This window comes from Bacillus sp. BB51/4, from assembly GCF_008368845.1.
GTDB lineage: Bacteria > Bacillota > Bacilli > Bacillales > Bacillaceae_G > Bacillus_A > Bacillus_A wiedmannii.
In genome coordinates, this window is the sequence record NZ_QOSC01000012.1 from 356920 (window position 1) to 369173 (window position 12254).

Below are 12254 nucleotides of genomic sequence, written 5' to 3' on the forward strand. Positions count from 1 at the left end.
CTTTTACTTTATAACATATTATAATTTTACAGCAATAATCATAAACCTTTTTGAATTTGTACCAATCCCTTTTTCAGAACTATTTGTGTTAATGAAATTTTGTAAAATAGTAAAATCCTCTTCCTCTTCTCCAAATCTGGGAATAATAGGTGTATGTTTTAACAAGAAAATAAGATCTTCAGGCGAACTGTAATAATCAGTAACATTATATTCACTTACTTGCACGAGTTCAAATCCTGCATTTATAAGTTCACCCATATACTTTTCTTTTAAAGTTCCATCTCTTTCGCCTAAGCATTGTCCTCTTCCAAATGCCTCTTTCAGGTTCAATTTATCATGTTCGCTAACTTGTTGTGTTAAAAACAGAGCACCTTTTTTCATTACTTTTGCTAATTCGGATGCTGCAAATGGTGCATGACAACTTGAAGCTATATCAAAATGTACATGTGGAAACGCTAAAGCTTCAGAATCCATTTGAAGAAACTCAACATTTTGTAAACCTGATTTTTTCAAGTTAGAATGTGCTGTTTCAATCATTCCGGTAGAATTATCTACTCCAATTAACAATTTAGCCGAAGATGCTATGTTAAGTATATTTTCTCCTCCGCCTGTACCAACATCAAGTAAAATATGTGATGGTTTGCATCTTTCTTTTATCTCTCTATAAAAGTCCCATGAATCTCCTACAGTTTCACATTTTATTTTACTAAAATCCCATCCATTTAATCTTCCTACTTTATCATAAAAGTTTTTGTACTCTAATTCGTTCATTTTATGTGTTCCCCTTTGTTGATACATATAAATTAAAATGAATTATTTATTCTATATTTGTAATCCAAGCTTCATAAAACGCTTGAACAGTGCGATATCTTTTACTTTTTTCTTTATGCAACGCTTTTGTACATATATTATATAATTCTTGTGTGCTCTCCCATTTTTCATAGCTTTTATCACTTTTTCCGCCAATAAAGGCAAAAGTAATTCCAGCTAATACGTACACATTCGTTTCGCTTGTAATTTGTGCATGCAGTTCATATTCCTCCGGTGCTTTGAAGCGAGCTGTCCCCCAAAAATCTTTCCCAATTTCATTGAATACAGGTGTTTTTTGAAAGAAATCAATATCACAAATCGTCAGTTTTGATTGCTCGAAATTATATAAAATACTACCGTCATAAAAATCAATCATGACATAGCCTAGTGACTCCACATAGGTTGCAAACTCAAAAATCTGAGTCAATATGTTAAGTCTCTCCGTCACGGCTAATTGTCTTAACTTAACAAAAGGTGAATTTGGTGAATGGTGCTTTTCAAACGGAGTAAAGTCCCAATGATTGTGCATGCATTCCCCATCTATCCAATGAAACTTTAAACAAAACCCATTTTGCATTTGAATACAATTAATATATGGAACTAGTAAAGGATGTTGAATTTGTTCATATACTTCTTTTGCTTTCATTAATCGTTGGATTGCATCCTCTAAATTACCTTTGTACTCTAAATTACGTGCACCGGCATACTTCAAAAAGTAACGATATCCATTTTCAATAATACCAAAGCTAATATTTCCTGAATCTTGCTGATCAAAAACAGTAAATACTTCTACACCCTTTAACCAATCAAAATTATGTTCCTCAGCTAATGTTATTGGGTATTGATTTTTTCCTATTCTAATATTTATCATACGCTGCTCCTAGCTTTGAGCGAACGTAGTTTATAGAGGCATGATACGCATACTCAAATTATTTTTACCTTATACTTTGTTTTCTTATGTTTGTTCATAAAACATCACTCCTTTCAAATAAAGGCCCTTAATTTCATTCAATAACTACCAAAATATTCTTACTTTCTATTATATATTATAAAATCCAAATTATAAGGAAAATATATTTCATACGCACAAATAGTTTACATAATAATTTTATGGTTTATTTATGTGTATAATCTACCTCTCTCCCCAACTACATATACTATTTAATACAGGACAGACTGTTTTTTCATTTTCTCCTTAAAATGCCTCTAAAAAGTAGGATTCACCAAAAAATTACAGAATTCTATATATAACAAGTATTGGACGGATAATTTTCAAATTCCTCTATAATAAAGGTGGGATAAGCAGTGTGAAACTTATACAAGAACGAAGAAATACCGTAAAAACAACTTTCTCTAAAGAATTCAAGATTTTCATTTTTGGTTTGCTCATTTCACGAATCGGGGATTCACTGTATACTTTTGCGCTTCCTTGGATTGCCTATCAATTAACCAGTTCAGCTGTAATTATGAGTTCTTTATTTGCTATTAATGTATTGCCAATTGTTTTATTTGGCCCTTTAGTTGGTGTAATAATTGATCGATACGATCGAAAAAAGTTACTTTGGATAGCCGATATTACCAATATTATTTTAGTAAGTCTTGTTCCCATTCTATATACATTACATCTATTAGAAATCTGGCATTTATACGTAATTACTTTTATCTTAGCAGTTATGTCTATGTTTTTTGATGTAACAACTGTTACAGTCATTCCACACATCGCAGGAGCATCATTAACAAAGGCTAATTCTTTCTATCAAATGATCAATCAATTGGCTAGTTTGTTTGGTCCAATGATAGCTGGGATTTTCATATCTTTTATTGGAGGCTTTCAAGTGCTTTGGATCAATGTTCTTTCATTTATTGCAACATTAGTTGCTGTGATATTATTACCATCTATGAAAACCGTAAACAAAAAATGCGAAGATAAAAATGCACTTCAAAATGTACTAGCTGATTTGGTTAATGGATTTAAATGGCTCAAAAATGATCGCTTAAATTTAGCTTTATCTTTTCAAGCTATGATTGGAAACTTTGGAGCAAGTGCGGTTTTAGGTGTATTCATGTATTATTTATTATCCACATTGCAACTTACCTCGGAACAAAGTGGGTTTAATTATTCATTAATTGGTATAGGTGGGATTTTAGGAAGCTTGATTGCAGTTCCTTTAGAAAAGAGATTGCAGCGCGGCCTTCTAATTCCTTTACTCCTATTGGCTGGAGCAATTGGCTTAACTTTCGCACTTTGGAGTACATATTGGTTTGCTCCTGGCATTGCTTTCGGTATTGCAATGACTTGCAATATTGCATGGAATACAATTGTAGCCACAGTTCGCCAGGAAACAGTTCCATCAAATATGCAAGGAAGGGTTTTAGGATTTTCACGTGTACTTACACGATTAGCGATGCCACTCGGGGCATTAGTAGGAGGTATTATTTCAGCCTATAATCCAGTACTTGTATTTGCTTTAGCTGCTTTCACGAAGCTACTTGAAGTTTTTATTGCACTATATAGTCCGATACGAAAGCTATGATGGAAGGAAAGATAATTATGTATAATTGGTTAATTGAAATGGAAGAGAAAAAATATCCAGCACCTACTATAAATGAAGATTTTTATATAGAAAAGGCACCTCCTGTATCTTCAAATACTTCTCTCAGTCCAATTTGCCAATTTTTCAGTGGCATGGATGTCATACTTGAAGAGGACGTTTATACGTCCTTTCCCATTACAAATGACATTACTTTAAATATAGTTAAAAATGAATTAATCCCTCATTATAAAGATGTGAAACAAGTTTTTATTAATAATGAATTACATGAAATTTTCATGATAGGTTTAAAGGAAGAATCAAAACAAACTTTAAAAGCACTTCTAACTAACGGTATATATCCCGTAGTGCCTGATTTATACCGAAGTTGTTCTTTTAATAGAATTGTCGGTAGAAGAACATTAAAATATTATTCTGTATTATTCGATTGCATTGATCCGATGTTCTTAAAAGAAACTCAAGAAATAGCATATTTCCTCAAACATTCATTCTTTCAAAAAGAGGGTTGCATTTCTTTAGTACCAACAGGTTGGTTTTTAAAAGCGTCATTAAAGGATTCCATTACACTCCGCTCATTTTGTACATTTGCAAATGAAATTGTGCTAGTAGTTGACGAATCGAATCAAGAAGTAATTTCTCTTAATATTTACGGATAAGTTGATAAAGAAAAAAGGCATATAATTAATGCCTTTTTTCTTTATCATCATTTAACTGGATAACAAACTTCTGTAACCCACTTACTAGGATCCGCTTCCATAGCTGGGCTCACATGATAAATATTAAACATCGGGCCTGCTATTTCGTAACCTTCCGTTTCAATCCATTTTGCTGCAGCCTCATTTACAGCTGTCATCTGTGCATAACTTCCATTAACCGTTATAGAAGCTACATTAGTTGATTCAACATTTTTAAATGTAACGTCTTTTGTATTTTTATACTTACCTAGAATACTTAGCTGTATTTCTACATCTACATCATTTTCTTTGTATTCACGATCATGGAAAACCGCAATACTATAACTCGGATGAGCAATACTAATATTTTTCATATGAATTTCTTGCATTAATATACTCCATACATCCCCTTCGCAATTATACGATGGAATAATCTTTCTAACACTAGCTACATTTCTTTCTGGAATTTCTTTTATTGAAACATGATAGTTCATCCCAATAACATCCTCTCCCATCATTTTCATTGAGGCTTCGAGAAGACGTAATTGTTTTTGGAGGTCATCCATCTCATTATTTATTTGTGCACTACGATTTTCAAATTTTGATTTTATTACTTCCATATTTTCGCTCTCTATTATTTCTTTAATAGTAGCAATATTAAACCCCATATCTTTTAACGTTTGAATTTGATTTACTTTCTTTAATTGGGCTGCTGCATAGTATCGATAACCACTTTGTTCATCGACTTTTACTGGTTGTAATAATTCCACTTTATCGTAGTGCCTCAACATACGAATACTAATGGAAGATAGTTTTGAAAAATCCCCTATTTTAAACATATTTTCCTCCTATAAATTACATCTACTTCGAAGCTCAACTTCATCTTAAACAATGACATCGTGTGAGAGTCAACTGTTTATAACGCTTAAATTATATTTCTTTAATTATTTACCTTTATACCCTTTTCCTTCTTAAGGCTATAAAGATTGATATTAATCCGTTCATAGCTAATAAAATTACTATAATACTTGTAAGGAAGGCCACATCTGCCGCAAATATTTTAATCGTACGCCATGGTGAGCTTGTACTATAAGTAAGAATTGGGATGAAAATAATAGATACTAGTAGAAATAGATTTCCTACGAATAACCAATTTAGTTTTTTAACAGTTTTCTTATGCTTATATTTTTTAATTAACATAATTGATGTAATGAAAAGCACGAATATAACTATCGACATAACACTTTGTGTAAATGGTATGTTTTTAGGGGAATCAATGGGTTCTTTTCCATTCAAAATACTAATAATCCCATTCTTCAACACTGATAATGCTAGCTCTTCTAATACATGATTTTTATTCGTTAAAATCACACCACTCCAGCCACTTTTATTTAAAATAAATATTTCTGCACGAGCATCGGGAGTTGATCCTGAATGCCAAATCATCTTGTCACCTTTATTTATATTTGTTGTTCTTAATCCAAAACCATAACTTTTTTCTGAATTAATTTTATAAAGTGATGATAGATAAAGGTCTATGTTTTCTTTCTTTAAAAATTGAGTGTGCTCTTGGCGATTCAAAAACATAATATATTGAATCATATCTTCTAAATTTGCAGTAATATAGCCATACGGTGCCCCTGCATTATCATAGGACACTATACTTTTTCTTGGTATGCCAAACCACGACTGATAACCTGTTAAATAACCTTTTTCATATGCAGTTTCTTTACTTGCTGCCGCGCCATTCATATTTAATGGCTGAAAAATACACTTTTCCATATATGATGAATATGTCTCATTTGTGACTTCGTCAATAAGTGCACCTAATATAATATAATTTGCATTACTATATTGATATTTTTCACCTGGTGGAGCAGTTAATTTTACATTTGAAAGTTTCATTACATTTTCTTGTAATGCTGTAGAATTTTTGGATTGTTTATCTGATAATGCTAAGCCCTCATATGTACTGATTCCGCTTGTATGAGTTAGTAGATGTTGGATTGTTATAGTTGAGGATATTTGAGAATCTTTAAGTTGAAACCAAGGAAGATACCGTTGAACTGGATCCTCTAATTTTATTTTTTTATCTTCTATTAATTTTACTATAGCTAAAGCTGTTAAAGATTTACTTATTGAGCCGATTGCAAATGGGGTTTTACTAGTTACCTTTTTTTCAGATTCTCCAGTAATCCCCATCGTTTTTGTGAAAAATACATCTTTATTATGTACAATTGCAACAGAAGCTCCTGGAATGTTCTGCTCCTTTATAAATTTTTCAATATACTTATCTAATGCAATTTTAATATTTTGCTGAGCATAAACTTTTGAATCTGTAATATATAACATTAATACATTACAAAGAATATAAATTAGAGACATTTTATAGATCGTATTCTTCATTATGCTTTAGACAGCTTTCGTTTTTTATAACTTACTAAACTAATAAATACTACTACAGAGAGCATAAAACTAATCGTTATTAATAATGAATTCCACCATTGATTTTCTGAAATACGATATAAAAGATTATACTGAAATGTATTTTTACTATTAGTTGGATTAAATGATTGAGTTAAAAATATTGTAAATGTAGTTTGCGAGATGAAGTAAGTAATAATTGCGATGAATATGCCGCGTAAGATAGATGTGTTTAATTTCCCCTTTTCATTTTTAAGTTGTTTCATTTTAACTTGTAAATCAATCTCATTTATTTCTAAATAATCTTGAACAAATAATTGAGGTGTACCTAAATCATCTATACTATCTTCACCATGTTCGCGACATTCTTGAATATGTTCTAATATTTGTCGCTTAATATTTTCCCTTTCTTCTAAACTTATATCGTATTGCTGTAATTCCTTAAGTACGTCTGTTAAAAATTGCTTTTCTTTACCTATTAATCTATTCCTCATTTCAGAAGGTCTCCTTTCAAACCGCTTTTTAATAATGTTTGAATATCTGATTGCAATTCTAACCACTCATTAATTTTCTTCTCAAGACGTATTTTTCCGTTTTCATTAATTTCATAATAAATCCTAACTTTACCACTGTCTGTTACTACTTGATAAGTATTAACCCACTCTTGATTTTTCAACTTAGTTAATATGGGGTAAATACTTCCTACTCCTTTCAATTTTAAATTGTTTACTTCAAGTTCTTTCATAATCTCATAACCATAACTTTTCTTTTTCGACAAAATAGATAATACACACATTTCTAAATGACCTTTAATTAAACTTGTTCTGTCCATAGGATAAATTTAACAGAAATATATACTTCATTCAAGTATATATTTCTGTTAAACCCAAAAAATCAGACAACAGAACGAAGATATTATAAGCAAAAAAGATATTACTTGCGAACTGTTTCTACCCATAACAATCACTTTATAATATAATAATTACATAATATATCAACTGTTTGTCCCTTTTATTTTTCTTTCTCTCCTATATCTTATTTTAGTTGGAAATGTAGTATACGGGGCATAAAAATACTAAAAAATCCAATTCCTTAATTTTCACATTAAGAAATTGGATCTTCTTTCATTACCTTGTAATACTCATACTGCATTATTACAAACATTATAAAGAATATACGTTTTATATAAGTTATGTCAATAACACATAAACTAATAAAACTTTACTGATTACTCTCAAGACATTCATAAACCGCCATCATTTCTCGTTTATCCAATTCGCGAATGCGATTAAAAATTGATATTTGCGAAACAGTTTCTGTTAATAAGCTCTCACCCACAACATCACTAACTTTTCCAGTTAACCATGTTTGTGCATCCACGCCTTCAACAACTTCTTTTAACCCTTCGTCATTAATACCAGTTGCATTACAAGTTACACATGGAATTGTTAGTTTAAATACACCATCATGTAGATTATCTTCCGTTATAACTTTCTTTCCTTTACAAAATGGACATGGATTACTTTTTTTAATTTTATTAATTTGGGTAACTAACTTTTTGTATCCAAACGCTTCGTATACATACGTAAGTTTTTTATATTTACCATTTGTGAAATACTTATCTATAATGTTTTCTCTCGTTTCATATACATTAGGGAAATCACAAACAGTTACTTGATTATTAACACTAATGGATTCAATATTTCCTTTTATTTCGTCCCAGAATGGTAAGACATTTTGTAACACCATTTCATAGTTTGAAAAGCTTGCCTGTTCTAATTCAAACATTTTCAGTGCAACTTGTGCTTTTCTTGGCAATAAAGAAACATCTTCTGTCAATCTCATTTCGCCACCAACTATAGACTTTAATTTATTAAGTACAGGTAAATCACCGACTACCTTCAACACATTATCAACTGGTTGATTGATAATTTCACGAATATCGACGTTACCAAATTTAAGCGGTTTATGATGATTTAAAACCGTTCCCTCACAAATTGGACATGTCATCATTTCTTTAGAAGACTTAATTTCTTCTTTAATAGCTGCTTTAGAAATAACAATATACCCACCAATAATCGTATTAAATCCTACCCATGTTCTGCGTGTCTTTCCTTTTTTATCGTAAAATGATTTTTCAAAATATCCGTACCAAAACGTATGCTTTTCTTCTTTTGACATATCATTATAGCTCTTTGATAAATCGTGACCAAGCTCATTTTCAATTTCTTCAAATAGAAATTCTATTTTTTCATATTGATAAAATTTTAATACTTTCATGATTTCCGGATTAAATAAACCATCCCAAAATGGAACATTTTTATCTTGAATTGTAATCTCTTTATCGAAAACTTCAATTTGAAGACGTCCAGAACAAGATGGACAATGATTGTCCTGTGAATAGAAATCAAAACTTCTCGTATCTTTATTAGTTGGATGAGCAGCTACAATATGATTAATTAGTCCACCAATCTCATATAAGAAACTATATTGACTATATAAATGTCTTTCAAGATCAATAGCAACAACAGGTGCAATTGTATCAGATTCATATTCACCATAAATTAAACGGGCCATTGATGATAAACTTTTTAAAATACCACCCTTATAAATGTTTTCGGCATTTTTAAAATAGTTAATATGATTTTCTTCTAAATAGTGAACGCCTTCTTTATGCTTAAGCGCTGAAGAAATATGTATTTGCTCAGCATTATTCACACTGCTTTTTTGACGATAATAATCTTCATGACTTACTACATCAAGATGCTTTATAGATTCAAGCTGTCTTTCCCCGAAATCTACAATATAATCAGAGCTTTCTAACATATAACTATTATGTTCAATCATGATGATAGAGACTGATTCATCTTGTAATATCCCTCTAACACTATCTATAAATTGGTTTAAAATATTTTGTGATAAACCTTTTGAAGGCTCATCAAAAATAAATAATGTATGTGGATTTCTTGTGTTTGCAAATAACTCCGAAACTAAATGAACACATTGGAACTCACCTGTTGATAATGTTTGTGTTTTTCGTTCTAACGTTAAATAACCAAGTCCTAGTTTAATTAGTAGACTCAAGCGTTTAAACGCAATATCTTCATTTGGAAGTTCATCTATAATATCTTCAATCGAACGCTCAAAAATATCATCAATTTCTTCGCTATACTTTGTGAGTTTCTTTTTAATATCTAGGAAAGTGGCTACAGTTGATCGACTTGTAATGGATTGATTTCGATCTTGTCCTACCATAACTAATTTATCTTTGGGATATCGTTTCAAGAAATCTGTAGCTAAACATTCATTGACAAGTGTAGATTTCCCGCATCCAGATTCTCCTGTAACCGTCACAAGCCTATTTTTAGGAATTTGAAACTCCGCCATTTGGATATTACGGCAATATAATTCTTGGAATATATAATATTCTGTTGGTACTTCTTTATTTAGATCCGATAGTATTGGTTTTGGTCTTGGCGATTCTTTCACAATTTGTCCACCATATTTTCCGCTACCAGGTCCAAAGAACAATTGCTCATCTGTTGTATCCAGTACTGTATCTGAATGATCAATGAGCCAAATTTGATTTTTACACCCTAACTGCTTAATCTCTTCTAATATTTGTAATAATGTTTCATGATCAAGTCCAACTGAAATCTCATCAATAATAATTACAGCATTTTCGCTTACTGCCATAAATTCAGCCAAATATAGTCTTGTTAACTCTCCACCTGACAACGTACCCATAATTCGATTTAATGTTAAATAGCCAATGTTCATATTAATTATATTTTGCAGTATATGTTGCTTCGCTTCACTAATATTTAACTCGTCCGCTAACGAAAGAATAGACTCAACACTTAAATCATTAATATTTGAAATTGTATGTGGTTTAGCAAATAAATCTATCGTATGTTGTTCGATTTCTTCGCTATAACGTTTTCCCTTACATTTTTTACACTCAATATTTTTAGTAGTGCCTCGGCCTTTACAACCAATACACCAACCTAACTGATTATTAAACGAAAAAACCTCAGGGGAAAGATGAAATACTTCAGCTAGTTTTTCGCGAATTTCAGTAAACACTCCAGTATGAGTACCTATTGTTGAACGTGGGTTGGAAGAAATCGATGATTTTCCTAGAAAAAGTACTAAAGGCATATCCTCCATCTTAATAGCACTAAAATTTGTTTCCATGATATTAGGAAATAAATATTGATATTCAGCCTTTGGCAATAAAGAAACTAATCGTTTTTTTGATTCTTCGCCAATCGTTTGGCAAAAAGTTGTTTTACCCGATCCTGATAAACCAGCGATTCCAAACGACTTATTAAATGGAATAGCTGTATCTAATTTATTTATGTTATTAGCAATTAATTGATTTACTTTCATATTAACCTCTATTCTTATTTTTCACGAAAACTATTTTTACAATATAATAATTACATAATAAATATATTATCTTACGTAATTATCCTCTCACTTCAAGAACCTTATCCTTATATATTTCAAACCACTGTTGCCATTCATCTTTAGAAAATTCTTTTTCTTCTCCTTCTAGAACGGAAGAAAAAAGATCTAAACAAATATGCCAACCAGCTATATCTTTCGGTGTATGATCTGTTAACTCATGAATGTATTCTTTAAGAAGTAAAAGAGTACCATTTTCCTCTTTATGTATTTCAAATCGGACACGATCTTTATCCCAAGTAAATTCAAGCACTGCGTTTACTTGACACTCTAAAATATCAATATTTATAAATGAACCGTCCATCATGTCAAACTTGATTATTCCACCTATTTTAAGGCTTTCAATCTGTAAATTAGACATCCATTTTTTAAGCTTACTGTTTTCTGTTAAAACAGACCAAATTTCCTCTATTGTATATGGAAATTGTCGTTCAAATTTTACAATATATCCAGCAGTTAGTTTCCCAATTTCAGCTATCATCTTGATTGCCCCCTTATACAGAATGTATGTTCTCACTCTATTTTACACGAATATACATATAAAATAAATCTTTATGTCAACGAAGTATTAATTTAAAGTTAATGGTTATAAGAAAGATTTGAAAAATTTTCAAATCGAGTTATAGCATGTTGAAAATTTAGTATCATGTATGTTTCCTCATTAACTATAGATTTACGCACAAATAAAAAGAGCCGCATTTGCGACTCTTGAACTTATAGAATTACTCCTGTTTTTGTTGAATGATTTACCGTTTAATCGCATCAACAATTAGCGATGGAAAACCAAGTTTATCGCCTTTATTTCTAGAATCATACCTTTTCGAACGGAAAATAACACCGTCATTTGCATCCCATTCGTTGTAATAAAACTGACCATTTTCATCACAATATTCAAGTAAAACTACCTCAAATCCAGCAGCTTCAAACATTTTCGTTAATGTTTTATAATTATGAACAATTTTATGACTTGCTGCTGGATGATCTTTCGGGCCAGGTCCGCCTATTTGAACTATATTTTGGTATGCTTCGTCTCGGAAAAATGCATCAGGAACACCGCACCGAATGTGCCCTGCTGGCTTTAAAAATTCATAACAAATTTCTGCTGCCCTTACACCTTCTTCAAAAGTAAGGTGTTCCCATACATGCTCAGCTAAAATAGCTGAAATAGAATTGTATTCAAATCTTTCTTCCCATGTAACTTTATCTAGTAAATTAAGTTCATCTTCTTGCGTTTGTATCCAACCTGGATTATTATTAAACACCCCGGCTCCGACTACTACTTTAATTTCGTCTTGTTTTATTGCCATCACTTTCACCTCGTAAA

11 protein-coding genes are annotated in these 12254 nt (G+C 31.1%); 2 read left to right on the forward strand and 9 right to left on the reverse strand.

The features are described 5' to 3' along the window. Window positions 1-18 precede the first annotated feature (18 nt). Both DN392_RS16580 and DN392_RS16585 read right to left on the reverse strand, forming a co-directional pair. Window positions 19-771 carry a class I SAM-dependent methyltransferase gene (locus DN392_RS16580; RefSeq protein ID WP_071742498.1) on the reverse strand — a complete coding sequence of 251 codons (753 nt, stop codon included), beginning with the start codon at window positions 769-771 and terminating at the stop codon, window positions 19-21. A gap of 46 nt (window positions 772-817) precedes the next feature. Continuing rightward, the gene (locus DN392_RS16585) at window positions 818-1681 is read right to left on the reverse strand and encodes a serine/threonine protein kinase (protein WP_088321608.1); all 864 of its coding nucleotides are present in this window, start codon (window positions 1679-1681) and stop codon (window positions 818-820) included. Window positions 1682-2117: 436 nt separating this feature from the next. On the opposite strand from DN392_RS16585, the gene DN392_RS16590 reads away from it, so the two are divergent. Both DN392_RS16590 and DN392_RS16595 read left to right on the forward strand, forming a co-directional pair. Further along, window positions 2118-3344 (forward strand): MFS transporter, encoded by a 1227-nt coding sequence (locus DN392_RS16590; protein WP_071742500.1) that lies wholly within the window; start codon window positions 2118-2120, stop codon window positions 3342-3344. Between the two features lie 17 nt (window positions 3345-3361). Next, entirely contained in the window at window positions 3362-4018 is a 657-nt protein-coding gene (locus tag DN392_RS16595; RefSeq protein ID WP_242686725.1) for a hypothetical protein, read from the forward strand. Window positions 4019-4065: 47 nt separating this feature from the next. On the opposite strand, the gene DN392_RS16600 is transcribed toward DN392_RS16595, so the two are convergent. The 7 genes from DN392_RS16600 to DN392_RS16630 all read right to left on the reverse strand — a co-directional run bounded on the left by DN392_RS16600 (window position 4066) and on the right by DN392_RS16630 (window position 12237). Further along, window positions 4066-4875 (reverse strand): MerR family transcriptional regulator, encoded by an 810-nt coding sequence (locus tag DN392_RS16600; protein ID WP_149238076.1) that lies wholly within the window; start codon window positions 4873-4875, stop codon window positions 4066-4068. 115 nt (window positions 4876-4990) lie between these two features. Further along, window positions 4991-6442, reverse strand: a complete 1452-nt coding sequence (locus DN392_RS16605; RefSeq protein ID WP_071742507.1) for a serine hydrolase domain-containing protein — start codon at window positions 6440-6442, stop codon at window positions 4991-4993. Then, window positions 6442-6954, reverse strand: a complete 513-nt coding sequence (locus DN392_RS16610) for a DUF1700 domain-containing protein (protein WP_131233727.1) — start codon at window positions 6952-6954, stop codon at window positions 6442-6444. The genes DN392_RS16605 and DN392_RS16610 overlap by 1 nt, the downstream gene beginning before the upstream one ends. Then, on the reverse strand, window positions 6951-7256 hold the full coding sequence (locus tag DN392_RS16615) for a PadR family transcriptional regulator (protein ID WP_000338007.1): 306 nt from the start codon (window positions 7254-7256) through the stop codon (window positions 6951-6953). Before DN392_RS16615 ends, DN392_RS16610 begins: the two co-directional genes overlap by 4 nt. 425 nt (window positions 7257-7681) lie before the next feature. Continuing rightward, complete coding sequence (locus DN392_RS16620) at window positions 7682-10852, reverse strand: ATP-binding cassette domain-containing protein (protein ID WP_071742508.1); 3171 nt, start codon at window positions 10850-10852, stop codon at window positions 7682-7684. Between the two features lie 79 nt (window positions 10853-10931). After that, entirely contained in the window at window positions 10932-11411 is a 480-nt protein-coding gene (locus tag DN392_RS16625; protein ID WP_064056248.1) for an SRPBCC family protein, read from the reverse strand. 265 nt (window positions 11412-11676) lie between these two features. After that, window positions 11677-12237, reverse strand: a complete 561-nt coding sequence (locus DN392_RS16630; protein ID WP_000985676.1) for a class I SAM-dependent methyltransferase — start codon at window positions 12235-12237, stop codon at window positions 11677-11679. Window positions 12238-12254 lie beyond the last annotated feature (17 nt).